21 protein-coding genes and 2 pseudogenes are annotated in these 24,250 nt (G+C 58.0%); 20 read left to right on the top strand and 3 right to left on the bottom strand.

Annotated elements, in window-relative coordinates:
* Positions 1-35: 35 nt before the first annotated feature.
* Complete coding sequence (rnr, locus tag BLL52_RS16015; protein WP_241839218.1) at positions 36-2,309, top strand: ribonuclease R; 2,274 nt, start codon at positions 36-38, stop codon at positions 2,307-2,309.
* 118 nt (positions 2,310-2,427) lie between these two features.
* Positions 2,428-3,183, top strand: coding sequence for an SDR family oxidoreductase (locus tag BLL52_RS16010; RefSeq protein ID WP_139313427.1), 756 nt, complete (start codon positions 2,428-2,430; stop codon positions 3,181-3,183).
* Positions 3,184-3,298: 115 nt separating this feature from the next.
* Here BLL52_RS16010 and BLL52_RS16005 read toward each other — a convergent pair whose 3' ends face one another.
* Genes BLL52_RS16005 through BLL52_RS15995 form a run of 3 tightly spaced genes read right to left on the bottom strand, consistent with a single transcriptional unit; the run spans position 3,299 to position 6,589 of the window.
* The gene (locus BLL52_RS16005; RefSeq protein WP_075587645.1) at positions 3,299-4,765 is read right to left on the bottom strand and encodes a bifunctional ADP-dependent NAD(P)H-hydrate dehydratase/NAD(P)H-hydrate epimerase; all 1,467 of its coding nucleotides are present in this window, start codon (positions 4,763-4,765) and stop codon (positions 3,299-3,301) included.
* A gap of 38 nt (positions 4,766-4,803) precedes the next feature.
* Entirely contained in the window at positions 4,804-5,691 is an 888-nt protein-coding gene (locus BLL52_RS16000) for an MBL fold metallo-hydrolase (RefSeq protein WP_075587644.1), read from the bottom strand.
* Positions 5,692-5,701: 10 nt separating this feature from the next.
* Positions 5,702-6,589, bottom strand: coding sequence for an HDOD domain-containing protein (locus tag BLL52_RS15995; protein WP_241839216.1), 888 nt, complete (start codon positions 6,587-6,589; stop codon positions 5,702-5,704).
* A gap of 256 nt (positions 6,590-6,845) precedes the next feature.
* Between BLL52_RS15995 and rpsB the strand changes: the two are divergent.
* The 18 genes and pseudogenes from rpsB to leuE all read left to right on the top strand — a co-directional run.
* Positions 6,846-7,456, top strand: a pseudogene (gene rpsB / locus BLL52_RS15990) (30S ribosomal protein S2); the annotation flags it as partial.
* 228 nt (positions 7,457-7,684) lie between these two features.
* Entirely contained in the window at positions 7,685-8,608 is a 924-nt protein-coding gene (gene tsf, locus BLL52_RS15985) for a translation elongation factor Ts (protein WP_075587643.1), read from the top strand.
* A 63-nt stretch (positions 8,609-8,671) separates the two neighbouring features.
* On the top strand, positions 8,672-9,394 hold the full coding sequence (gene pyrH / locus BLL52_RS15980) for a UMP kinase (protein WP_075587642.1): 723 nt from the start codon (positions 8,672-8,674) through the stop codon (positions 9,392-9,394).
* Between the two features lie 52 nt (positions 9,395-9,446).
* Positions 9,447-10,007 carry a ribosome recycling factor gene (gene frr, locus BLL52_RS15975; protein ID WP_075587641.1) on the top strand — a complete coding sequence of 187 codons (561 nt, stop codon included), beginning with the start codon at positions 9,447-9,449 and terminating at the stop codon, positions 10,005-10,007.
* A 6-nt stretch (positions 10,008-10,013) separates the two neighbouring features.
* A complete protein-coding gene (uppS, locus tag BLL52_RS15970; protein ID WP_075587640.1) occupies positions 10,014-10,742 on the top strand; it encodes a polyprenyl diphosphate synthase in 729 nt (242 codons plus the stop codon).
* Positions 10,743-10,749: 7 nt separating this feature from the next.
* The gene (locus BLL52_RS15965) at positions 10,750-11,595 is read left to right on the top strand and encodes a phosphatidate cytidylyltransferase (protein WP_075587639.1); all 846 of its coding nucleotides are present in this window, start codon (positions 10,750-10,752) and stop codon (positions 11,593-11,595) included.
* Between the two features lie 8 nt (positions 11,596-11,603).
* A complete protein-coding gene (gene dxr / locus BLL52_RS15960) occupies positions 11,604-12,815 on the top strand; it encodes a 1-deoxy-D-xylulose-5-phosphate reductoisomerase (RefSeq protein ID WP_075587638.1) in 1,212 nt (403 codons plus the stop codon).
* A 20-nt stretch (positions 12,816-12,835) separates the two neighbouring features.
* Positions 12,836-14,198 (top strand): annotated as a pseudogene (gene rseP, locus BLL52_RS15955) (RIP metalloprotease RseP).
* A gap of 46 nt (positions 14,199-14,244) precedes the next feature.
* Positions 14,245-16,545, top strand: coding sequence for an outer membrane protein assembly factor BamA (bamA, locus tag BLL52_RS15950; RefSeq protein ID WP_075587637.1), 2,301 nt, complete (start codon positions 14,245-14,247; stop codon positions 16,543-16,545).
* Entirely contained in the window at positions 16,545-17,057 is a 513-nt protein-coding gene (locus tag BLL52_RS15945) for an OmpH/Skp family outer membrane protein (RefSeq protein ID WP_075587636.1), read from the top strand. Before bamA ends, BLL52_RS15945 begins: the two co-directional genes overlap by 1 nt.
* A 22-nt stretch (positions 17,058-17,079) precedes the next feature.
* Positions 17,080-18,078 (top strand): UDP-3-O-(3-hydroxymyristoyl)glucosamine N-acyltransferase, encoded by a 999-nt coding sequence (lpxD, locus tag BLL52_RS15940; RefSeq protein ID WP_075587635.1) that lies wholly within the window; start codon positions 17,080-17,082, stop codon positions 18,076-18,078.
* Between the two features lie 16 nt (positions 18,079-18,094).
* Positions 18,095-18,532, top strand: coding sequence for a 3-hydroxyacyl-ACP dehydratase FabZ (gene fabZ, locus BLL52_RS15935; RefSeq protein ID WP_075587634.1), 438 nt, complete (start codon positions 18,095-18,097; stop codon positions 18,530-18,532).
* A gap of 10 nt (positions 18,533-18,542) precedes the next feature.
* Entirely contained in the window at positions 18,543-19,337 is a 795-nt protein-coding gene (gene lpxA, locus BLL52_RS15930; RefSeq protein WP_075587633.1) for an acyl-ACP--UDP-N-acetylglucosamine O-acyltransferase, read from the top strand.
* Between the two features lie 129 nt (positions 19,338-19,466).
* Positions 19,467-20,633, top strand: a complete 1,167-nt coding sequence (gene lpxB, locus BLL52_RS15925; protein WP_173861782.1) for a lipid-A-disaccharide synthase — start codon at positions 19,467-19,469, stop codon at positions 20,631-20,633.
* A 52-nt stretch (positions 20,634-20,685) separates the two neighbouring features.
* Positions 20,686-21,366: a ribonuclease HII gene (rnhB, locus tag BLL52_RS15920; protein ID WP_139313435.1), complete on the top strand. Its 681-nt coding sequence runs from the start codon at positions 20,686-20,688 to the stop codon at positions 21,364-21,366.
* Between the two features lie 7 nt (positions 21,367-21,373).
* Positions 21,374-22,177, top strand: a complete 804-nt coding sequence (locus BLL52_RS15915) for a TrmH family RNA methyltransferase (protein ID WP_075587632.1) — start codon at positions 21,374-21,376, stop codon at positions 22,175-22,177.
* A gap of 185 nt (positions 22,178-22,362) precedes the next feature.
* Entirely contained in the window at positions 22,363-23,550 is a 1,188-nt protein-coding gene (gene carA / locus BLL52_RS15910; RefSeq protein WP_075587631.1) for a glutamine-hydrolyzing carbamoyl-phosphate synthase small subunit, read from the top strand.
* Positions 23,547-24,227, top strand: coding sequence for a leucine efflux protein LeuE (gene leuE, locus BLL52_RS15905; protein WP_075587630.1), 681 nt, complete (start codon positions 23,547-23,549; stop codon positions 24,225-24,227). Before carA ends, leuE begins: the two co-directional genes overlap by 4 nt.
* Positions 24,228-24,250 lie beyond the last annotated feature (23 nt).

Below are 24,250 nucleotides of genomic sequence, written 5' to 3'. Positions count from 1 at the left end.
GGCAGTATATCAAAAATATTAAGCAAACCAGCGCCTTGCTGGAAGAAGTTGAAGGAGTTGTTCAAGGTCATCGTGATGGCCATGGCTTCGTTATTCGCGACGATGGCGAGTCAGATATCTATCTGCCGCCCAACGAAATGCGCGCCGTGCTGCACAAGGATCGCGTCAAAGTACGCGTCGTGCGCAGCGACCGCAAGGGCAGGCCCGAAGGTCGGGTGCTGGAGATTGTCGAGCGCGGCAGCCAAGTCATTATTGGCCGCCTGCTGCACGAGAGCGGCATCTGGATCGTGGCGCCTGAAGACAAGCGTTATGGCCAGGACATCATGATCCCTAAAGCCGCCACAGGCGCAGCGCGGGCCGGTCAGGTGGTGGTAGTGGAACTCACCGAGCCGCCATCACTGTTTGGTCAACCGATCGGTCGCGTCAAAGAAGTGCTTGGCGAAATTGACGACCCCGGCATGGAGATTGAGATCGCGGTGCGCAAGTACAGCGTGCCGCACGAGTTTTCTGAGGCGTGTATTGCCCAATCGCGCACCTTGCCCGACCAAGTTCGCCCGCAAGACAAGCGCCAACGCGTGGACCTGACCGATGTGCCGCTGGTCACCATCGACGGCGAAGACGCGCGTGACTTTGACGATGCCGTCTATTGCGAACCCACCAAGATCGGTAAGGGCAGGGCGGCTACATCTGGCTGGCGCTTGCTGGTGGCCATTGCCGATGTGAGCAACTACGTGGAAAACGGTTCAGCGATCGACGTGGACGCGTATGACCGCGCCACCAGTGTGTATTTCCCGCGCCGCGTCATCCCGATGCTGCCCGAGAAGCTTTCCAACGGCTTGTGTTCACTGAACCCCGATGTAGAGCGCCTGTGCATGGTCTGCGACATGCTGGTGTCAGAGGACGGCGAGGTCTCGGCCTACCAGTTCTACCCGGCCGTGATGTTCAGCCACGCGCGCTTCACTTACACCGAAGTGGCGGCTATTTTGGCCAACACGCGTGGCCCGGAGGCGCTCAAACGCAAGGAGCGCATTGACGATTTGATCAACCTGCACGACGTGTACCACGCCCTGCTCAAATCCCGCGCGCGCCGGGGTGCAGTGGATTTTGAGACGGTCGAGACACAGATTGTTTGCGACGAAGCTGGGCACATCGAAAAAATTGTGCCGCGCACCCGCAACGATGCCCACAAGCTGATTGAAGAAGCCATGCTGGCGGCCAACGTGTGCAGCGCCGACTTCATTGCCCAAAGCAAGCATGCGGGCCTGTACCGTGTGCACGAAGGCCCTACGCCAGAAAAAATCGAGGTGCTGCGCAACTACCTGAAGGTGACTGGCGTTGGTCTGAGCATCAGCGATAACCCGTCTCCAGGCGACTTTCAGGCCATCGCCAACGCTACCAAAGAGCGCCCGGACGCTGCCCAAATCCACATGATGCTGCTACGCGCCATGCAGCAGGCGATGTACACCCCGGTGAACAACGGCCACTTTGGTCTGGCGTTTGAGGCTTACACCCACTTCACCAGCCCGATCCGGCGCTACCCCGATTTACTGGTGCATCGGGTCATCAAGGCAATTCTGGCCAAAACCAAATATGTCTTGCCGGTGTTGCCCACACCGGGTGAGGCGCATGCCAAGCTGTCAAAACGGTTGGAGAAGAATCTGGCCGCCAAGGTGGCTGAGCCTGGCCAGAAGCCGCGCAAACTCAGTGCTGACATGTTGGCCTGGCAGTCGGCCGGACTGCATTGCAGTGCCAACGAGCGCCGCGCCGACGAAGCCAGCCGCGACGTGGAGGCCTGGCTCAAGTGCAAGTACATGCGCGAGCATCTCGGTGAAGAGTTCTCTGGCGTGGTCAGTTCGGTCACCAGTTTTGGCTTGTTCATCACGCTGGACGCGATGTACGTGGAAGGCCTGGTGCACATCACCGAACTGGGCGGCGAGTATTTCCGTTTTGACGAGGTACGCCAAGAACTGCGCGGCGAGCGCACCGGCATTCGCTATGCGCTGGGTAGCCGGGTGCGCGTGCAGGTCAGCCGCGTTGACCTGGACGGGCGGCGTATTGATTTTCGGCTGGTGCAAGAGGGTGAAGCGCTTTCGCCTCGGCCTGTCAAAGACAAAGAGTCTCTGCGTGAAGATGACCAGTCGGCGGGTTTTGATGCAGATTCAGACGCCCTGCCACCCGGGCGACGCAGCCACAAGATATCTGAGCCACTGGCGCGCGCGCCGAAGCCTGCCGCACCCGGTGGCAAGTCTTCACGGCGCACGCCTGCTGCAACTAAGCCCAAGGAAAAAAGTGGTAAAAAAAGGCGATAGACCTTATTGATAAAGGGGATAGTGCTATAAAAATTAAAGTTGAAGGCAGCCATCATTGCGAACGCATTGACGCTGCTTTTCATCTTTTGGGTTGGCTTATCCTTCAATGAAAGTTCATATGAACCAAAGATCCATTGTGGCCATCGTCACCGGCGCGGGTTCTGGTATTGGCAAAGCGGCAGCGCTTACCTTGCTGCAAGCGGGCTACCAGGTGGTCTTGGCCGGGCGGCGCGAGCAGGCGCTACTAGAAGTGGCTGCGTTGAGCGGCGCGGCTGAGCGAGCCTTGGTCGTGGTGACCGATGTATCAGATGAAGCGTCGGTAATAGCGCTGTTCGATGCGGCGGTGCGCGCTTTCGGCCGGGTTGACTTGCTTTTCAACAATGCAGGCACCAGCGCGCCAGGCGTGTTGCTGGAAGACCTGACGCTCGGCCAGTGGCAAGACGTGGTGAATGTGAACCTGACTGGCATGTTTTTGTGCCTGCGCCAGGCATTTCGGGCGATGAAGGCACAGACGCCACGGGGCGGGCGCATCATCAACAATGGCTCGATTTCAGCCACCACACCGCGGCCCAACTCGGCGCCTTATACCTCGACCAAGCATGCGGTGACTGGCCTGACCAAATCTGCCTCGCTCGATGGCCGCAAGTACAACATTGCCGTGGGGCAGATCGATATTGGCAACGCCGCTACCGAGATGACGCAGAAGATGCAAGCAGGCATCTTGCAAGCCAGCGGGCAGATTGCCGTGGAGGCGGTGATGGACGTGGCCATCGTTGGGCAGTCCGTGCTGTACATGGCCAATCTGCCGCTGAGTGCCAATGTGATGTTCCACACCGTAATGGCGACCCAGATGCCGTTTGCCGGGCGTGGCTAGTTTATATAAGAAATAGGCCTCTAGCCCTTATAGATAAAGCGCTAGTAGCTACATTAATAATAGTTTCTAACTGAGCGCAAGCAGCGCTTCTGGCGTTTTGTGCTGCGCGCTGACGTCAGCGGCAAGCGGTGTCACAGCCGCCAAGGACCAGCAGTTGCGCGGTTAGCGGCGCCCCCGGCGGCCAGGTGTCTGCCAACGCACCATGCCGATAAACCGCCCGGCAAGCTGCTTCGAACCCGGTCTTGCCTGCTGCCAGTTCCGCACCCACCATGCCCGCCAGCACATCGCCGGTGCCAGCGCTGGCCAGGCGGCCATTGCCGGTGGGGTTGATCACCGGTAGGTGATCCGGGCTGGCAATGATGCTGCCTGAGCCCTTTAGCACCACGGTACAGGCAAAACGCTGCGCCAGAGTTTGGGCGGCGGTCAGGCGATCGCTTTGCACCTGTTGCGCGGTCTGGCCGAGTAAGCGCGCAGCCTCGAGAGGGTGCGGCGTTAGTACCGTCACGGCCTGGCGGGCGCATCGGGCGAGCAATTCGGTCTGTAAAACATTGTCGGTTGCTATGACATTTAAAGCATCTGCATCAAGCACAACGGGGGCTGGTGAGGACAAAACGTCACACAAAACGGGCTGCACCGCCTGCCCACCGCCGCAGCCACAAACGACCGTCATGGCGGAGAAGTCCAGCGATTGGATTGGTCGGAACATCAGCTCTGGGTGGCGCACATCAACTGTCACGGATTGGTCATTGAGCAAACCCACAAAAACCCGGCCTGTACCGGCGTACAGCGCGGCACCAGCTGCCAGCAGAGCAGCACCCGTCATGCCGTGTGCGCCACCAATCACCGCCACGTCGCCATAACTGCCTTTGTGGGAGGCATGTGGCCGGCGCGTCTTGATCGGCTGGGCATTCAGATAAGCAGTGGGCGCAAGCGCCGTCAGCACGTTGAGCTCAAGCCCCAATGTGTCGCACCAGACGGTACCCGCCGCGTCGCGCCCCTGGGCGGTGAAAAGTCCGGGCTTGAGTGTCAGCAGGTTTAGGGTATGACTGGCCTGCACGTGCACAGCAGTGGCCTGGCCAGTGTCAGCATGCAGCCCGGTGGGCAAGTCCACTGACAAGATTGGCGCGCCGCTGGCGTTGATCTGCCGGATCCAATCGGCCATGAGGCCCTGCGGCTCGCGCAGTTGGCTGCCAATGCCCAGCAGCGCGTCAATGCACAGATCGAAGTCGCCGCTGGGCATAGATTCGACCAATATTCCAGCATCCTGCAGCCGCAAACGGGCTGCAACCGTGTCGGCGGGGGCTGATTCAGTTTGACCCAGCCAGGTCACCACCACTTGTTTGCCCCAGCGCTGCAGATGAATGGCGGCCTCTAGGCCATCGCCGCCGTTGTTGCCGGGGCCACAGGCAATCCAGATGCGCTGCGCGTGCGGCGCAATGGCCAGTGCCAGACGCGCCACGGCAAGACCGGCGCGTTGCATTAGGGTGTGGGCGGGAAGTGCCTGCGCAGCGGTCTGCTCGATACGCCGGGTTTGATCAACCCCGTGCAGCGGATGGCGTGTACCTGGGATGGTCTTGTTCATGACTAAGCTTAAGCTGGGTAGCTGAGGCTAGCCGAGCGTCAAAACTCGTAGCTTTCGCCTTCGCGAGCCAGCCGATATTGCGGGTCACCAGGCTGGCGTGGGTGCTCATGTAGCACTTGCTCGAACACTTTTTCCAGCGCATCGTCGCTGCGGGTGGGCTCATGGTGGGTGCAAAACAGCATCTTGGCACCGGCCTCTTTGGCGTATTGAATACTGGTGTCGAATGTGCCGTGGCCCCAGCCTTTCTTGGCGGGGTATTCGGCGCTGGTGTACGAGCTGTCGGCAATCAACACGTCTACGTTAGCCATGGCCCGCAAGATGTCAGCGGTTTTCGCATCGACAAACGACTGGTATTCGGCGTATTCATCGTCGTGCGGTTCGTAGATGTTGGGCGGTGGCTCATGGTCACCAGTGAAAAAGACCGACTTGCCGTTGGCTTCGATGCGGTAGCCAAAATCAATCACCGGATGGTTCATCATGTATGGCGTGATAGTGGCTGAGCCGATCTGGAAGCTCTCGTTGGGCGTCAAGGTGATGTATTCAATGCGTGCCTTCATCTCGGCCTCTCGCACCGGAAAGTAGCTGTATTGCAGTTGCACCGACATCACTTGCTCCACACCTTTGCCCGATACCGGGTCAAACGCACCATGCAAACGCAGGGTGTTGCCGGGAATGAAATTGGGGATGAAAAACGGCAGCCCTTGAATGTGATCCCAGTGCGAATGGGAGATCAGTACGTTAGCGGTCAACGGTAACTCGCATAGCAAGGATTGCGACAAGGGGAATATGCCTGTGCCAGCATCAATGATGATGAGCTCGTTATTGTCGGTGCGCACCTCAATGCAGGTGGTGTTGCCACCGTAGCGCACGGTGGACGGGCCTGGCGAAGCAATCGACCCCCTAACGCCCCAAAATTTCACTTTCATGGTGTGTGTGTCATATCTTGGCAAATGATTTTGCGTCCTCAAACGCGGCATTCCACGTGTCTGACGCGGCGATGATGTCCTCAAGCGTACCACCCATGCGTTGCATCACCTTGTCAGGCAACGGGTGAATGTATGGGTTGCCGCCGAAACCAAAACCGAGTTGCTTACTGATCTGGTTAGCGGTGAAAACGCAGGCAAACAGGCCGGTGTCGAGCTGGTCAGTGTTGTACTGATGCGAAATCGTACTGATCAAATCAGGGGCAAAACGCCACTTTTCTACCAGCATGCCACCCACCACAGCATGGTCCACGCCTGCAATTTTTCGCAGTGCCTCATGCAGAGATGAGCCATCGGACTGGCACAGGACCAAGGCCTGACGAAACTCCTGAGGCAAAAACTGGGCAAAGACGACTTTGCCAAAATCGTGGAGCAAGCCGGCAATGAAGCAGTCCATCGGGTCCGTGTCGCCCAACTGCATCGCCAGCTTTCTGGCGATGCCAGCAGTAGACAGCGAGTGCAGCAGGTACTGATCCACATCGAATCCAGCGGCGTTACGTTTGGGCATGATGCCGATGGCAGCAATACTCAACGCCAAATTTTTGATGGTGTTAAAACCCAGGTAAACCACCGCGTGATTCACAGAGGTGATTTGACGGGGCAGGCTGTAATACGCTGAATTCACCACCTTAAGGATTTTGACGGTCACCACCGGATCTTTGTCGATCACCTGAACAATGTCTTTAGGGGTGCAGTTCACATCTCGGGTGAGTTCCAGAATTTTCTCAACGCTTTTGGGAAACGCGGGCATTTTGTCCACCGCATTGGCGAGTTTTTGGGAAAGATCCGATGGCAGGGTCGGCATGTTGTCGTGCTCGCGCAGGGCGTCGTGTGGCTGCATTCAATCGATACTGCTGTCAAAGCATAAGTCTATGGCATTTGGCAGGCAGTGGGGGCGAGTCAGCTAGGTCGCCAAAACCCGATTCAAACACGGTCGATGCTATACTTGTGCGGCTTTGCAGTACGTACCGCTCGGTGATGTGATGCAAAGCAAATAGCAAACCAGTTTCATCAAGGTGTTGTTTTATTCTGCGCTCAAACGTGCAACGGTAGACAAAACGAGCTGGATTTTAGATTTAACCTTTGGAGTTGTACACATGGCAGTAACTATGCGCGAAATGCTGGAAGCCGGCGTCCATTTTGGACACCAAACCCGCTTCTGGAATCCCAAGATGGCCCCCTTCATTTTTGGCCATCGCAACAAAATTCACATCATCAACCTGGAAAAATCCCTCCCGATGCTCCAGGAGGCCGCTAAATTTGTGCGCCAGATTACAGCCAAACGCGGCACCGTTCTGATGGTGGGTACCAAGCGTCAAGCGCGTGAAACCGTGGCTGTCGAAGCGCAACGCGCTGGCGTGCCCTATGTTGATCAGCGTTGGCTGGGCGGCATGTTGACCAACTTCAAGACGGTCAAGACATCGATCAAGCGCCTCAAAGACATGAAGATCCAGCAAGAAGCGGGTCTGGATGCAATGAGCAAAAAGGAGCAGCTGATGTTTTCCCGCGAGTTGGAAAAGCTCGAAAAAGCATCGGTGGCATTCAGGACATGGCAGCATTGCCCGACGCCATTTTTGTGATTGACGTGGGTTACCACAAGATTGCCATCGCTGAGGCGAAAAAACTTGGTATTCCGTTGGTAGCAGTGGTTGACACGAATCACTCGCCCGAAGGTATCGACTATGTGATTCCGGGCAATGATGACTCTTCAAAAGCAGTCGTGTTGTACGCTCGTGCTATTGCTGATGCCATCATTGAAGGCCGCTCCAACGCGATGGATGACGTGGTTAAAGCAGTGTCTGCCGAGAGCGCTGACGAATTTGTGGAAGTGGACGAGGCGGCTGCCTGAGATTCCCACGACCCTGAAAAAGGGGGCTTTGGTGCCCCTTTTTTTTAATTTTTTTTCATTAACTGAACTGATTTTCGGAGACTAAAAATGGCTGCAATTACCGCAAGCATGGTGGCTGAACTGCGTGGCAAAACTGATGCGCCCATGATGGAGTGCAAACGCGCGCTGACCGAAGCCGAAGGCGATATGGCCAACGCCGAAGAGATTTTGCGCGTTCGTCTCGGCAGCAAGGCTGGCAAGGCCTCCAGCCGAGTGACCGCTGAGGGTGTGGTGACTTACGCCGTCGAAGAGGGTGTGGGTGCCCTGCTTGAAGTCAACTGCGAAACTGACTTTGTGACCAAGAATGACAGCTTTCTCGCGCTGGCTAACGCCGCCGCGTCGCTGATTGCCAAAAATAACCCGGCTGACATGGCTGCCCTGGGTGCTTGTGCTTACGCTCAAGAAGGTTTTGGCCCGACTCTGGAAGATGTGCGCAAGGGTCTGATTGGCAAGATCGGTGAGAACATGAGTTTCCGGCGCTTCAAGCGTTTTGCCAATGGCAGCAAGCTCGCCTCTTATCTGCACGGCACCCGCATTGGTGTGGTCATTGAGTTCGATGGCGATGAAGTTGCTGCCAAGGACGTGGCGATGCATGTAGCTGCCATGAAGCCAGTGGCCCTGTCCAGCGACGATGTGCCCGCTGACTTGGTGGCGCGTGAGCGTTCGGTGGCAGCTGCCAAGGCGGCTGAAGATGCCGCGGTGGCAACAGCAGCGGGTAAACCCGTGCAGTCGGCTGAAATTGTCGCTAAGCGCATCGAGGGTGGTGTGCAGAAGTACTTGAAGGAAGTGTCTTTATTCAACCAGCCGTTTGTCAAAAATGACAAGCAAACGGTTGAGCAGATGCTCAAGGCATCGGGCACCATGGTGAAAGCATTCACCTTGTATGTGGTGGGTGAAGGCATTGAAAAGAAGGTCGATGACTTCGCTGCCGAAGTAGCTGCCCAGGTAGCAGCTTCGCAGCGAGCGGCTTGAGTTGACGCGTTTCAGTACTATCGGGGCTTATTGCTCCGATTTCATCATTTCCCGGAGACCTTTATGACCACCGCCAAGCCCGCCTATAAGCGAATCCTGCTCAAGCTGTCAGGCGAAGCGCTCATGGGCGACGATCAATTCGGCATCAACCGTGACACCATTGTGCGCATGGTCAACGAAATTGTTGAAGTGACCCGCTTAGGTGTTGAGGTGGCAGTGGTGATTGGTGGTGGCAATATTTTCCGGGGCGTTGCGGGTGGATCGGTGGGTATGGACCGGGCGACTGCCGACTACATGGGCATGCTGGCCACGGTCATGAACTCTCTGGCTTTGGGTGACACCATGAACAAGGCGGGATTGACGGCCCGCGTGATGTCAGCCATTGGGATCGAGCAGGTTGTAGAGCCCTATGTGCGCCCAAAAGCCTTGCAGTATCTGGAAGAGGGCAAAGTGGTGATTTTTGCTGCGGGTACCGGCAACCCGTTTTTCACGACGGACACCGCTGCCGCTTTGCGTGGTGCAGAAATTGGCGCAGAAATCGTGCTCAAGGCCACCAAGGTGGATGGCGTCTACACAGCCGACCCCAAAAAAGACCCCACCGCAACACGTTACAGCACGATTTCTTTTGACAATGCGATTTCGCAAAACCTGGGCATCATGGATGCGACAGCCTTTGCGTTGTGCCGCGATCAAAAGTTGCCCATCAAGGTTTTCTCCATTTTCAAACATGGTGCGCTCAAGCGGGTGGTTATGGGTGAAGATGAAGGTACGCTGGTGTTTGCGTGAGCGAGCAACAGTTTTTTCGCTGAATTCATGACTGTGGAGTGAGGAGTAGAAGATGCCAATTGCAGATGTCAAGCAGACCGCTGAGGCGAAGATGGACCAGTCTATCGCCGCGTTCCAACATAACCTGACCAAAATCCGTACTGGCCGTGCTAATCCGGCGATTCTCGACACGGTGCATGTCGATTATTACGGCGCTTTGGTGCCTATCAGCCAAGTGGCCAATGTGTCTTTGATCGATTCCCGCACGGTGAGCGTGCAGCCTTGGGAAAAAGGCCTGGGTGCCAAAATTGAAAAGGCCATTCGCGACAGTGACTTGGGCCTGAATCCTTCCTCTATGGGTGATTTAATTCGCGTCCCCATGCCGGCCATGTCGGAAGAGCGTCGCAAGGAACTCACCAAACTCGTGCGCGTGGAAGGTGAATCAGCCAAGATCGCTGTACGCAACCTGCGTCGCGATGCGAATGAGGCGGTCAAAAAACTGGTCAAAGACAAACTGGCTTCTGAAGACGAGCAAAAACGTTGTGAGACCGATATTCAAAAAGTCACCGACAAACACATTGTGGTCATCGATCAGATGGTGGCTGGTAAAGAGCAAGACATCATGGCGGTTTGATCGACCATGGCCTACGATCATGTTCCCCACCACATTGCTATCGTGATGGACGGCAATGGGCGCTGGGCGAACAAGCGTTTTCTGCCTCGGATCGCTGGCCATCGCCAGGGCGTCGAGTCTCTCAAGCGCTGTGCCAAGGCTTGCGATGCCCGGGGCATCCGGGTGCTGACCGTGTTTGCCTTCTCTTCTGAAAACTGGAAGCGTCCTACCGAGGAAGTCTCTGGTTTGATGGATTTGTTTGCCATGGCCCTGACCCGTGAGGTGAAACAGCTTCAAGCGGATGGTGTTCAACTGCGTTTTGTGGGTGATCGTCGCAGTTTGTCGCCGCGTGTTCTGCGCAGTATGGAGGAGGGGGAATCGGCCACCGCACACAACACTCGACTCACGCTCAACGCCTGTTTCAATTACGGCGGGCGCTGGGACATTGCTCAGGCAGCCCAAAAGGTGCTCGATCAGGGCTTGCCCATCATCGAGACTCACCTGAACCGCGCCATGTCTTTGGCCCACGTACCTGACCCCGACCTGGTTATTCGTACCGGTGGGGAACACCGGCTGAGCAACTTTTTGCTGTGGCAAGCTGCCTACTCCGAGTTTTTTTTCACCGACGTACTTTGGCCAGATTTTGATGAGGCGGCGCTTGATCTGGCGATCGACTCTTTTGCTCAGCGGGAGCGACGCTTTGGCATGACCTCTGATCAGCTTGACGGTGAGCCAAACTTGGCCGACGGCACCTAGCGCAGCCATGCTCAAACAACGTGTGTTGACCGCGCTGGCGTTGTTGCTGGTGCTGCTACCAGCGCTTTTTTACACGCGACCTGGCCCTTTTTTCTTTGTCGCCGGCGTGTTTATTACTGCGGCTGGCTGGGAGTGGGCGCGTGTGAACGGCGTGAACTCCAAGCTAGCTTTAGCCTCAGGTGCGGTGTGCGCCGTATTTTGCGCTTGGGCCTGGTGGGCTGGCGTTCTGGAGATGGCCTTGCCACGGGTCTGGTGGGTGGCGGGCTCGGTTTGGGTGTTGGCGGGTATTTGGATTCTCAGAGCAGGTGTTCCCGCCTGGGCCAAAGTTCCGCGGCCACTGAGACTGGGGTTGGGCCTGGTTGCGCTGTGTCTGACTTGGCTGGCGGTGGCGCAGGCGCGCTTGCTGGGGGTGAATTTTTTGCTGTCGGTGCTGGCGTTGGTTTGGATGGCCGACATTGGAGCCTACTTTTCTGGTCGGGCATTCGGCGGGCGTTTTACCCGCAGCAAACTTGCTGCCTCCATCAGCCCCGGCAAAAGCTGGGAGGGCGTCTGGGGTGGCATGCTGGGCGTTGTCCTGATGGCCATGGTTTGGCGCTTTGCAGACGGGGCCAGCGGTGCTGGGGTCCCCAGTTTTTACACACTTCTGGCGAGCAAAGGCTTGAGTTTCATGCTGATCGGGGTGGTTTTTATGGCCGCGATGAGCGTGGTGGGTGATCTGGTGGAATCCCTGGTGAAACGCAGCGCCGGAGTCAAAGACAGCAGCGCCTTATTGCCCGGCCACGGTGGTGTGCTGGACCGGGTCGACGCGTTGCTGCCCACTTTGCCACTGGCGATGATGTTGATATCTTTTTGAGAACCCTCATGACGGAACACACTGGACTGAAAAAGCAACGGGTAGCGGTTTTGGGCTCTACCGGATCCATCGGCGTGAGCACACTGGAAGTGATCGCCTTGCACCCGGATCGTTATGAAGTCTTTGCACTCAGCGCAGCCACCCAGGTTGACAAGATGCTGGCTCAGTGCCTGCAGTTCAAGCCCACTTTTGCGGTGATGGCGAGCCCTGAGCATGGCTGGGAGCTTGAAGAAAAATGTAAGCAAAATGGCCTTCTAACCCGCGTTCTGTATGCGCCGAAAGCTATTGAAGAAATAGCAGAGCATCCGCAAGTCGATACCGTCATGGCGGCCATTGTGGGCGCGGCTGGGCTGGCTTCCTGCTTGGCAGCGGCGCGCGCTGGCAAGCGTTTGCTGCTGGCCAACAAAGAGGCGCTGGTGGTGGGTGGCGATTATTTTCTGCAAGCGGTAAAGCAAGGTGGGGCCAAGCTGTTGCCGATCGACAGTGAGCACTCGGCGGTGTTTCAGTCCCTGCCCGATGACGCGTCGACCTGGGCCGCGCAGATCGACAAAATCATCCTGACCGCCTCAGGTGGACCGTTTCGCCGCCATGACCCTGCTGAATTTGCCTCGATCACCCCGGCTCAGGCCTGTGCCCACCCGAACTGGGTGATGGGCCGCAAGATCTCGGTGGACTCCGCCACCATGATGAACAAGGCGCTGGAAGTCATTGAGGCGCGTTATCTGTTTGGTGTGCAATCGGCACAGATTGATGTGGTGATCCACCCACAAAGTGTCATCCACTCCATGGTGCAGTACCGTGATAACTCCGTTATTGCTCAATTGGGTACACCTGACATGAAGGTTCCAATCGCGTACGGTTTGGCCTGGCCCGATCGTGTGGTCTCAGGTGCCACCGCGCTGGATTTCAGCTGCATGGCAGATATGACCTTTGAATCCATCCATTCCAACGGTCATGGGGAACGCTTTCCAGGCTTGAAACTGGCCTGGTCGGTGTTGGCTGGCGCGCCCGGCAGCACCGCCGTGTTGAATGCGGCCAACGAAGTCGCAGTGGCAGCGTTTCTGGACGGCCGCATCCGCTTTGACCAGATTCACACGGTCAACATGGAGACCTTGAACGCCGTGACGCCCGAGCCACCTGGCTCTCTGGAAGACTTGTTGGCACTCGATGCGCTGTCGCGCCGCGCTGCTGAGAGCGTGGCGCAGCGCCTGGGCCGCTGAGTGTTGCAGACCTACTTGCCATGCTGACCCTGCCTGCCTTTTTGGTGGCCATTGCGCTGCTGATCGCCATTCATGAGTACGGGCATTACCGGATGGCGGTGGCGTGTGGGGTCAAGGTTTTGCGCTTTTCCATCGGGTTTGGCAAGCCACTGTTGCGCTGGCAGGCCAACCCTACTTCAACAGAATTTGTTCTGGCACTGTTTCCCCTTGGCGGCTTTGTCAAGATGCTCGATGAGCGTGAAGCCCCGGTTGCGCCAGAGCAGCGACACATGGCCTTTAACACCCAGCCCTTAAGTCGGCGTGCTGCGATTGTGGTGGCCGGGCCGGCGGCAAATCTGCTGCTTGCAGTTGTGCTGTACGCCTGTGTGAACTGGATTGGTGTCGAGCAACCTGAGGCTATTCTGAGTCCACCCGCAGCAACCTCTCTGGCGGGCACGGCGGGTATCCTGGGTGGCGAGCGTGTGCTGCAAGTGGGTGCTGTCGAAGGTGATTTGTCAGAGGTTGCCTCTTTTGAAGAACTGCGCTGGGCCTTAACACAGGGGGCTATCAACGGCGAGGATGTTCGTTTGGTGCTGGTAGCCAAAGCTGGTGAGGCGCAACGCGAGGTGGTGTTGGCTTTGTCGACGCTGGAGACCAGCCAGGTCGATGTTGATATGTTCAACCGCATTGGCATCACTGGCCCTCTGACCCAACCCATCATCGGCGGACTTCAGGCTGACGGTGCCGCAGCGCAGGCCGGATTGCAGGAGGGTGACGAGGTGCAGTCGATAGACGGCTTGCCCATGCTCGATGGGCAGGAACTGCGCCGCTTTATCCGTGCCTCTGGTGCCAGCGGACAAGTCCAGCCCCAGCGCTGGCAGGTGCTGCGTGCCGGTCAATCGCTTGAGGTTGCGCTGACGCCCAAGGTGGTGACTGATGGCAGTAACAGCGTGGGCCGAATTGGGGCTTATGTCGGCTCCAGACCCGCCATGGTGACCGTGCGCTACGGCCCGCTGGATGGCCTGCAGCGTGGCGTGACACAAACCTGGGATATTTCCGCCCTGACCCTAACCATGATGGGCAAGATGCTGGTGGGCGAGGCGTCGTTGAAAAACATCAGCGGCCCGCTCACCATTGCCGACTATGCGGGCAAGTCTGCTGGCCTGGGCGTGGTGCAATACATGGTTTTTTTAGTCGCTGATCAGCGTGAGTCTGGGTGTACTCAACCTGTTGCCGCTGCCGGTTCTGGACGGAGGACACCTGATGTATTATCTTTGGGAGGGTGTGACCGGAAAACCGGTATCTGACCGCTGGATGGCACGTCTGCAACAAGGCGGCATTGCGTTTTTGGTCGCCTTAATGTCCATTGCTTTTTTTAACGATATCGCACGCTTGCTCGGCTAACTCTTATTGTGCCAACTCGCACAAGCTTAAATTCTTCATTTTCACCATGCAATTCAATCGATTTCGCCTGAACGCCGCATCAGCGGTTGCCACTCTGGTTTTAGCTGCGCCCGTTGCCTGGGCTGTGGATCCTTTCACGGTGCGTGACATCCGCATTGAGGGGCTGCAGCGTGTGGAGCCGGGCACCGTGTTTGTCTCCATGCCAGTGCAGGTTGGCGACACCTACAACGACGACAAAGGCTCGGCGGCGATCCGCTCGTTGTTTGCATTAGGCTTGTTCAAGGACGTGCGCATTGAGGTCAATGGCGATGTGCTGGTAGTGGTGGTCGAAGAACGGCCCACCGTTGGCAGCGTTGAATTTGTAGGCACCAAGGAATTTGACAAGGACGTGTTGGTGAAGTCCCTGCGCGATGTCGGGCTGGCAGATGGTCGGCCGTTTGATAAGGCGCAGTTGGACCGTGCCGAGCAGGAGCTCAAGCGCCAGTACATCAACCGCAGCCTGTACGCGGCCCAAGTTGTCACCACCGTCACGCCGATCGAGCGCAACCGTGTCAACCTGACCTTCACCGTCACCGAAGGCGCTCCCGCCAAGATCAGCGAGATTCGTCTGGTGGGCAACAAAGTGTTCAGTGAGTCGACCCTGCGCGGCCTGTTTGATCTGGACACCGGTGGCTGGATGAGCTGGTACACCAAGTCCAACCGTTACTCGCGCGCTAAGCTCAATGCCGACATTGAAACGCTGCGCTCCTATTACCTGACCCGCGGTTATTTGGAGTTCAAGGTGGACTCCACCCAGGTGGCCATCGACCCCAACAAGACCGACATCGGTATCACCATCAACATCACTGAGGGCGAGCGATTCGTCGTCAGCGGCGTGAAACTGGCTGGCAATTATTTGGGTAAGGACGACGAATTCAAGTCCCTCGTGTCGATTCGGCCAGGTCAGGCTTACAACGCCGACGAAGTCGCCAAGACCAGCAAAGCATTCACCGACTATTTTGGTAACTTTGGCTACGCTTTTGCCCGCGTCGAAGCGGTGCCGGAGATTGATCGCGTGAACAATTTGGTGGCGCTTACCCTGCAGGCCAACCCTTCGCGCCGGGCGTATGTACGCAAGATCAATGTGGCGGGCAACACCCGCACCCGCGACGTGGTGGTGCGCCGGGAGTTCCGCCAACTGGAGTCGTCATGGTATGACGGCGACAAGATCCGCCGATCGCGCGACCGTGTTGACCGGCTGGGTTACTTTGGCGATGTAGCCGTGGAAACACAGGAAGTTGCTGGCGCTCCCGATCAGGTTGACTTGACGCTGAATGTCACGGAAAAGCCCACGGGTAGCCTAAGTCTGGGTGCCGGTTTCTCCAGCGGCGACGGTCTGGGCCTGTCGTTTGGGTTGAGGCAGGAAAATGCCTTCGGCTCCGGTAACTCTCTGGGCATCCAGATCAATACCAGCAAGATCAATCGCGTGGTGGTGCTCAGTACCACCGACCCGTATTTCACGGAAGATGGCGTCTCCAGAACGATTGACGTCTACCACAAGACCAGCAGCCCGTATCAGGATCAGGACTACTACAAGCTGATCACATCTGGTGGCTCCTTACGCTTTGGCGTGCCATTTACTGAGATTGACACCGTGTTTTTTGGTGCTGGTGTTGAGCAAACGACCATTGAAGAAGGTACTTTGTTGCCGCAATCGTACAAAGACTACGTGAAAGAATACGGCAAGACCAGTATCGCGTTTCCATTGACCGCAGGCTGGGCACGTGACAACCGCGACAGTGCATTGGCGCCCACCAGCGGCCGCTACCAGCGTGCCAACGCCGAATGGTCGTTTGCTGGCGATGCGCGCTATCTGCGGGCCACGTACCAGTTCCAACAATACATTCCTTTGACCAAGCAATACACCGCCGCTTTCAATGCTGAAGCCGGCTGGGGCAAGTCCGTGGGTAGCCGGTCCTACCCCGTGTTTAAAAACTTTTACGGCGGTGGTCTGGGTTCAGTTCGCGGCTTTGAGCAGGGCAGCCTGGGTCCGAAGGACGTGAGTGGCACAGTGGTTGGTGGCGACCGCAAGCTCAACGTCAACATGGAGGTCTTGGCCCCGTTCCCTGGCGCCGGTAACGACCGTTCTCTGCGCATGTACGGCTTTGTCGACCTGGGCATGGTGGGCGGTAGCGATGCCGGGCTGGCCATCAACACCAACGCCTCGGCGCTGAGAGTGTCGACGGGTGTGGGCATCAGCTGGATCTCCCCAGTGGGGCCGCTGCGCCTGGCGATTGCCAAGCCGATCAAGAAGTATGACGGCGATAAAATTCAAACCATGCAATTTCAAATCGGAACGAGTTTCTAATGAATCACTATCTACGTCGTTTGGCTATCGTGTTGGTAGCCGGTTTCTGCTGGATGTCGGTCCAGGCCCAGGAAGTCAAGATCGGTTTTGTTAGCACCGACCGTGTGCTCAAGGAAGCCGCCGCTGCCAAGGCGGCCCAGACCAAACTGGAGCAGGAATTTTCCAAGCGTGAAAAAGACCTGACCGACATGGGTGCGGGCATCAAGTCTGCGGCCGACAAGTTTGAGCGTGAGGCGCCGACCTTGCCCGAGGCCCAACGCGTCACCCGCCAGAAGCAGTTGCTGGACCAAGACCGCGAGTTTCAGCGCAAGCGCCGCGAGTTTCAGGAAGACCTGAACGCCCGCAAGAACGAAGAACTGCAGCAAGTCATCCTACGCGCCAACAAGGCCATCAAGGACATTGCCGTGGCAGAAAACTACGACATCATTTTTCAGGATGCCGTGTATGTGAACCCCAAGCACGACATGACCGACAAGGTCATCAAGGCACTGAACGTGCCTGCTGGTAAATAATTCACCGAGAGCTTGGTAGCGGGTGGTGTTGCGCGTCGGCTCCTTCGTTGCAGCGCTGGGAGGTGAGCTTTTTGGTGATCCTGAGCGGCTGATTGAAGGCCTGGCTTCTCTGGAAAGCGCACAGCCACACAACTTAAGCTTTCTTAGCCACCCGAAATACCAGCAACAGCTGGCCAGCTCGCAGGCGGGCTGTGTCATCGTTAGCCCGCAAATGCAGGCGGCGGCAAATGCGCGTGGTGACTGCATTGTTGCTGACAACCCGTATCTTTACTTTGCCCGGGCAACCCAGCTCTGGAAGCAGCATCTTGGCGATAGTGACACCACGCTGATCCACCCGTCTGCGGTGATTGACCCTCTGGCCAGCGTGCATCCCAGCGCCCGGATTGGTGCGCTGTGCGTGGTGGAGGCGGGGTCCAGCATTGGCGCCGATACGGTCCTTAAATCCCGCGTCACGGTCAGTGAAAACTGCAGCGTAGGCGAACGCTGCCTGCTACACCCCGGCGTGGTGATTGGCGCCGATGGCTTCGGCTTTGCGCCTGACAACGGCACCTGGGTGAAGATTGAGCAGCTAGGCAGCGTGCGCATCGGCAATGATGTCGAAATTGGTGCCAATACCTGCATTGACCGGGGAGCACTTGCTGACACGGTCATTGAAGATGGCGTCAAGCTCGACAACCTGATCCAGATTGGACACAACGTGTTTGTCGGCGCCCACACCGCGATGGCGGGCTGCGCTGGTGTGGCAGGCAGTGCCCACATTGGCGCGCATTGCACGGTGGGCGGTGGCGCGGTGGTGCTTGGGCATTTGACGCTGGCCGACGGTGTCAATATCTCGGCCGCATCGGTCGCCACACGCTCCATCCTCAAGCCCGGGCATTACACCGGTCTGTTCCCGATTGATGAAAACGCGGCATGGGAAAAAAATGCTGCCTCCGTCAAGCGGCTGGCCAGCCTGCGCGAGCGTATCCGCGCGCTTGAGGCTCAGGTCAAGCTGCTTACCGTCAACCCTTCTTCAAATTAAAAAAAAGGTCAGATCCATGGACATCCACCAAATTCTCAAGCAGCTGCCACACCGTTACCCGTTTTTGCTGGTGGACCGGGTGCTGGAAATTGACAAGGGCAAATCCATCCGCGCGCTGAAAAATGTCACCATCAACGAGCCGTTTTTTGGCGGCCACTTCCCGAACCGCCCGGTCATGCCCGGCGTATTGATGTTGGAGGCACTGGCGCAAGCGGCGGCGTTGCTGGCGTTTGATGCGCTGGATACCTCGCCCACCGATGACATGGTGTATTACTTTGCTGGTATCGACAACGCGCGCTTCAAGCAGCCGGTGGAGCCGGGCGACCAGCTCATCTTGCATGTGGAGCTGCTGCGTATGAAAGCAGGCATTTTCAAATTCAAGGCGCGTGCGGATGTCGATGGCAACATTGCCGTCGAGGCCGAACTGACCTGCGCCATGCGCAAAATCACCTGAGGGCAGCACCGTGACTGCCATCCACGCCACCGCCATCGTTGACCCGCAGGCCGAGTTAGACAGCTCAGTCAGTGTCGGGCCCTATAGCGTTATTGGGCCAAACGTCAAGGTTGGTGCCGCAACCACCGTGGGCCCGCATGTGGTCATTGAAGGCCACACCACCATCGGCTGCGACAACCGCATCTTCCAGTTCGCCTCACTCGGGGCGATTCCGCAAGATAAAAAATACGCCGGCGAGCCGTGTGAGCTGGTCATTGGCAACCGCAACACCATCCGCGAGTTTTGTACCTTCAACATCGGCTCGCCCGGTGATGTGGGCGTGACCCGTGTCGGTGACGACAACTGGTTGATGGCTTATGTGCATCTGGCGCATGACTGCCAGGTCGGCAACAACACGATTTTTGCCAACAACACCCAGCTTGCAGGCCACGTGCATGTGGGCGATTGGGCCATTTTTGGCGGCTTTACCGTGGTGCACCAGTTTGTGCGCATTGGTGCGCACAGCATGACCGCCATGTGTACGCTGCTTTTTGCCGACTTGCCACCGTTTGTCATGTGCCAAGGGCAGCCCGCTGCGGCACGCTCGATGAATTTTGAGGGTCTGCGCCGCCGGGGGTTTTCGCCGGAGCGAATCGCGGCCGTGAAGGCCATGCACAAGGCGCTGTACCGGGATGACCTGACGTTACAGGTGGCTATGGAGCGCATTGCCGGTTTAAGCGAAAACCACCCTGAGTCCATACCAGACGTGCAGATGATGCTCTCATTCCTGCAGCAGACATCGCCGCAGCGTGGCATTGTTCGGTGAGGTTGTTGGCGTGTTTTGCCGATCCAGGCGTTTGCGCTCTGAACCTGCAAGGCAGGGACTCTGGGCGGCTTGCTCATACTGGGGTACCAGAAATCGTCAGCCGCCCAGAGTCCCTACCTCGCTAGACGCATGTTGAAAGCTGAGAAAGTGCTCAACGCGGCACTGGTCGCAGGTGAAACCTCTGGCGATCTGCTGGCGGGTTTGCTGCTTGACGGCATGCGTACCCGTTGGCCCGAGCTGCACAGTGTGGGCATTGGCGGCCCGCAAATGGCCAAGCGCGGCTTTCAGGCCTGGTGGCCGCACGACAAGTTGTCGGTGCACGGTTTTGGCTGGGAGGTGCTGCGCCGTTACCGTGAGATCGTTGGCATACGCACCCAGCTGAAAAACCGCTTGCTGGCGTACAAGCCCGACGTGTTCATTGGCGTGGATGCACCGGATTTCAATCTTGATCTGGAAGCGGCTCTCAAAGCGCAGGGCATCAAGACTGTTCATTTTGTTTGCCCATCCGTCTGGGCTTGGCGGCCCGAGCGGCTGGAGAAAATCAAGCGCAGCGTTGACCATGTGTTGTGCATCTTTCCGTTTGAGCCTGAGCTGCTCGCGCAGCATGGCATTGCCGCCACCTATGTGGGGCATCCGCTGGCCAATGTGATTCCGATGCAGCCAGACCGGGCGCAGGCGCGTGCCAAGCTGGGATTGCGGCCAGATGACCCGGTGGTGGCGATCCTGCCCGGCAGTCGTGAGTCTGAAGTGAGGCATCTGGTTGATGTGTTATTTCAGGCCGCAGCCCTTATAGGACAAGCGCGACCAGCTATTCAATTCATAGTTCCTGCCATACCGGCGCTACGCCCGCGCATTGAGGCGGCAGCCGCTGCCAGTGGCGTGGGCGCTGCCTTGCGCGTGGTGCAAGGGCAGTCGCACACCGTGCTGGGCGCGTGCGATGTCACGCTCATCGCCAGCGGCACCGCCACGTTGGAGGCGGCGCTGTTCAAGCGGCCGATGGTGATTGCCTACCGCATGAGCGCCATGTCGTGGCAAATCATGCGGCGCAAGAAGCTGCAGCCCTGGGTGGGCCTGCCCAACATCTTGTGCCGCGACTTTGTGGTACCCGAACTGTTGCAGGATGCCGCCACACCGCAGGCGCTGGCTAAAGAAGTGTTGGCCTGGCTGGATGCATCTGCCCAAGACCCTGCGAAAATACAGCGGCTTGAACAACGTTTTACCGCGCTGCACGCCGAGTTGCAGCGCGACACCCCGACCCTTGCCGCCCATGCCATCGCTACCGTCCTCCAAGCTTAAGCCGCGTGCGCTGGGCAAATCCGTGAAAGCGCGGCGCGCCAGGCAAGCCAGCATGCAGCAGGTAGCCCTGCAATGGGGTGTCAATGGCTTGGTTGCTGGGGTGGACGAGGCGGGTCGTGGTCCGCTGGCCGGGCCGGTGATGGCCGCAGCGGTGATTCTGGACGACCTGCACCCGATTGCGGGTTTGGCGGATTCCAAACAACTCTCCGCTCTTAAACGTGAGCGCCTGTTTGACGAAATTCGTGCCAAAGCCCTGTGTTTTGCGGTGGCCCAGGCGAGCGTGGAGGAGATTGACCAGCTCAACATTCTGCAAGCCACGCTGCTGGCCATGCGCCGCGCCGTGGAAGGGTTGCGCCTGGCACCCAAGCTGGTGCTGGTCGACGGCAACCGTCTGCCGGTGCTGCCCATGCGCGCGCAGGCCATCGTCAAGGGCGACGCGCTGATTGCGGCAATTTCAGCCGCGTCCATCTTGGCCAAGGTGTCGCGCGACCGCTGGTGTGATGAGGTGGCGACCGCTTACCCGGCCTACGGTTTTGCACAGCACAAGGGCTATGGCACAGCGCAGCATCTGGCGGCTTTGCAGTCTGCAGGGGCTAGCCCCTTGCACCGCAAGACCTTTGCGCCAGTGCGCGCCGCACTGGCATCTGCTCTTGGCGCTGCCGACCTGCAGGTTGTGTCTGGTTCGACGACCGTTGCGTGTGTTAAAAACCCGCCCCCACTTGCCTTGCTGTGAGCGCCGCATGACAACCCCGCTGCTCATTACCTCGCGCGACAACCCCTTGCTCAAGGAGCTCAAACGCCTGGCCCACGGCAGCACTGACTACCGCAAGCAAGGTCGCTTCTGGACCGAGGGCGACCATCTGGTACGCGCTGCGGTGCTGCGTGGTGTGCATCCAGCACTGGGTATTTTTTCAGAGTCTTTTTGGCAGAACCCCAAGTCCAAGCCTCTAGCCCATACAGAATATGCGCAACTAGCTACAAAAAACATAGTACTTTCAGATATGCTGTTTGACACCATCAGTACCCTGGAATCACCCGCACGTATGGGGTTTGTGTTTGATCTGCCGCCCAACACCCCGGTGCAGGCAGACGTTGCCAGCGTGATCCTGGACCGGGTGCAGGACGCTGGCAATGTAGGCGCCATTTTGCGCAGCGCCTCGGCGTTTGGTTTCAAACAGGTGATTGCCCTCAAAGGCACGGCGGCGCTTTGGAGCCCGAAAGTTTTGCGCGCTGGCATGGGCGCGCACTGGGGCCTGCAACTACTGGAGGGCGCAGACCTGGCGGTGCTGGAACCACTCTCTTTGCCGCTGCTTGTAACCAGCTCACACCAAGGCAGTTTTTTGCACCAGATGCTTCAAAAAAGAGAGCTACCCATGCCCTGTGTCTGGGCGCTGGGGCATGAAGGGCAGGGTGTTTGTGCGGCGCTGCAGGCGCGTGCAGCGTACCATGTGCGCATCGCCCAGCCGGGTGGTGAAGAGTCTTTGAATGTGGCCACCGCCGCGGCCATTTGCCTGCACGCCAGCGCCACGATAAACCTCGGGTAAACCCTAAGTGAATGCGGACTAGGCGGTTCAAAAGTCGTCTCAAAACGAGGTGTGTCGGCTATAATTTAGAGCTTTTTTGCATCCGCGTACGCTCTGCGCACAAGCCCCATCCCCACACAAAAAGCAAGCCAGGAGGCCACTCCTGAGTGTGCATGGGCGTACCCGCAACTATTTCGGAGAACCCAGTGCTTTTGTCTCTCAAGGGAAACACCCCACCCGCCATTTTGGCGCTCGCAGACGGCACGGTCTACATCGGTCATTCCATTGGTGCTGTTGGCGCCACGGTGGGAGAGGTGGTCTTCAACACCGCCATGACCGGCTACCAGGAAATCCTGACCGACCCCAGCTACTGCCAGCAAATTGTCACCCTCACGTACCCGCACATCGGTAACTACGGTGTCAACCCGCAAGACGTTGAATCTGTCAAGATTCAGGCGGCGGGGCTGGTCATCAAAGATTTGCCGTTGCTGGCCTCCAACTTTCGCGCCACCCAGACGCTCAGCGAGTACCTGGTGGCCGAAGGCACGGTGGCCATTGCCAACATCGACACCCGCCAGTTGACCCGCCAGCTGCGCACCCAAGGCAACCAGAACGGCTGCATTTTGGCTCTGGCAGATGGCGAGAAGGTCACACCTTCCGTGATTGAGAAGGCGGTGGCATTGGCCAAAGCATCGCCCAGCATGGCGGGCACTGATCTGGCCAAAGTGGTGTCCTGCACCACGCCTTACGTCTGGACAGAGACCGAATGGGAACTGTTCAATCCGGCACTTGACGGTGGCCCCGGTTATGGCGACTTGGTCCAGCCGCGTTTCTCGGTGGTGGCCTATGACTTTGGCATCAAGAAAAACATCTTGCGTATGCTGGCCCAGCGCGGCTGCCGGGTGACGGTGGTGCCGGCACAAACCTCTGCCGCTGAGGTTCTCAAATACCAGCCTGACGGCATTTTCCTTAGCAACGGCCCCGGCGATCCGCAGCCTTGTGACTACGCGATTTCGGCTGTGGCAGAACTCCTGGAGTCTGGTATCCCCACCTTTGGCATCTGCTTGGGTCACCAGATCATGGCGTTGGCGTCCGGTGCCAAAACCTTCAAGATGAAGTTTGGCCACCACGGTGCCAACCATCCGGTCAAAGACCTTGATACGGGTCGCGTCAGCATCACCAGCCAGAACCATGGTTTTGCAGTGGATGAAACCACGCTGCCCGCCAATCTGCGTGCCACCCATGTGAGCCTGTTTGACGGCACCCTGCAAGGCCTGGCGCGCACCGACAAGCCCGCATTTTGCTTCCAGGGCCACCCGGAAGCTTCGCCTGGTCCGCATGACATTGGTTATCTGTTTGACCGGTTTATCACCTCGATGGAAGCGCGCGCGTGAGTTTTTACGGTGTTACCGACATCTGGACCTACGTGATTGGCGCGTTCGGCATCATTTTGCTGCCCGGGCCAAATTCCATGTATGTGCTGTCGGTGGCCACCGCGCGCGGCGTCAAGGCTGGTTTTCAGGGGGCGTTTGGTGTGTTTGTGGGTGACTGCGTGCTGCTGATGCTCACGGCATTGGGGGCGGCGGGCATGTTGCGCACCTACCCGGCGATGTTTATGTTGGTCAAGGTGGTAGGCGCTGCTTACCTGGGCTGGATTGGTCTGCAACTGCTGCGCGCCGCCTGGAAGGCATGGCGCACATCAGCCTCTGCCGAGGTGCAAGTGGCACCGCGTTCGTCGGAGGAAGCCAGCCAGGACCGCGCCTCGATGCGGCGCCCCTTCCAGCGTGCGCTGGTGATCAGTCTGCTCAACCCGAAAGCGATTTTGTTTTTGCTGTCGTTCTTTGTGCAGTTCATTGAGCCCGGCTACGCGCACCCTGAACTGCCGTTTTTGATCCTCAGCGTGATTTTGATGTTTTTCAGCGCGCTGTATCTGTCGGCGCTGATTCTGGCGGGTGCCCGTCTGGCGCAGGGTTTTGCGCGGCGCAAACGTCTCTCGGCCGGTTTATCCGGCGGGGTAGGGGCTTTGTTCCTGTGGTTTGGTGGCAAATTGGCTACCGCGAATTTGAATTGATTTTGATAGCGCCTGACGCCCTA

This window comes from Rhodoferax antarcticus ANT.BR, from assembly GCF_001938565.1.
Classification (GTDB): Bacteria; Pseudomonadota; Gammaproteobacteria; order Burkholderiales; family Burkholderiaceae_C; genus Rhodoferax; species Rhodoferax antarcticus.
Note: the sequence above shows the minus strand (reverse complement) of the source record. Positions and strands in the feature narration are given on the sequence as shown.

Excerpts from the sequence above, each read along its gene's own strand:
- lpxB (WP_173861782.1), top strand. The coding sequence starts at position 19,467 with ATGTTGAAAGCTGAGAAAGTGCTCAACGCGGCACTGGTCGCAGGTGAA.
- bamA (WP_075587637.1), top strand. The coding sequence starts at position 14,245 with ATGCAATTCAATCGATTTCGCCTGAACGCCGCATCAGCGGTTGCCACT.
- dxr (WP_075587638.1), top strand. The coding sequence starts at position 11,604 with ATGACGGAACACACTGGACTGAAAAAGCAACGGGTAGCGGTTTTGGGC.
- BLL52_RS15965 (WP_075587639.1), top strand. The coding sequence starts at position 10,750 with ATGCTCAAACAACGTGTGTTGACCGCGCTGGCGTTGTTGCTGGTGCTG.
- BLL52_RS15945 (WP_075587636.1), top strand. The coding sequence starts at position 16,545 with ATGAATCACTATCTACGTCGTTTGGCTATCGTGTTGGTAGCCGGTTTC.
- fabZ (WP_075587634.1), top strand. The coding sequence starts at position 18,095 with ATGGACATCCACCAAATTCTCAAGCAGCTGCCACACCGTTACCCGTTT.
- uppS (WP_075587640.1), top strand. The coding sequence starts at position 10,014 with ATGGCCTACGATCATGTTCCCCACCACATTGCTATCGTGATGGACGGC.
- BLL52_RS15995 (WP_241839216.1), bottom strand. The coding sequence starts at position 6,589 with ATGCAGCCACACGACGCCCTGCGCGAGCACGACAACATGCCGACCCTG.
- BLL52_RS16005 (WP_075587645.1), bottom strand. The coding sequence starts at position 4,765 with ATGAACAAGACCATCCCAGGTACACGCCATCCGCTGCACGGGGTTGAT.
- tsf (WP_075587643.1), top strand. The coding sequence starts at position 7,685 with ATGGCTGCAATTACCGCAAGCATGGTGGCTGAACTGCGTGGCAAAACT.
- BLL52_RS15915 (WP_075587632.1), top strand. The coding sequence starts at position 21,374 with ATGACAACCCCGCTGCTCATTACCTCGCGCGACAACCCCTTGCTCAAG.
- BLL52_RS16000 (WP_075587644.1), bottom strand. The coding sequence starts at position 5,691 with ATGAAAGTGAAATTTTGGGGCGTTAGGGGGTCGATTGCTTCGCCAGGC.
- BLL52_RS16010 (WP_139313427.1), top strand. The coding sequence starts at position 2,428 with ATGAACCAAAGATCCATTGTGGCCATCGTCACCGGCGCGGGTTCTGGT.
- frr (WP_075587641.1), top strand. The coding sequence starts at position 9,447 with ATGCCAATTGCAGATGTCAAGCAGACCGCTGAGGCGAAGATGGACCAG.
- pyrH (WP_075587642.1), top strand. The coding sequence starts at position 8,672 with ATGACCACCGCCAAGCCCGCCTATAAGCGAATCCTGCTCAAGCTGTCA.
- rnhB (WP_139313435.1), top strand. The coding sequence starts at position 20,686 with ATGCAGCAGGTAGCCCTGCAATGGGGTGTCAATGGCTTGGTTGCTGGG.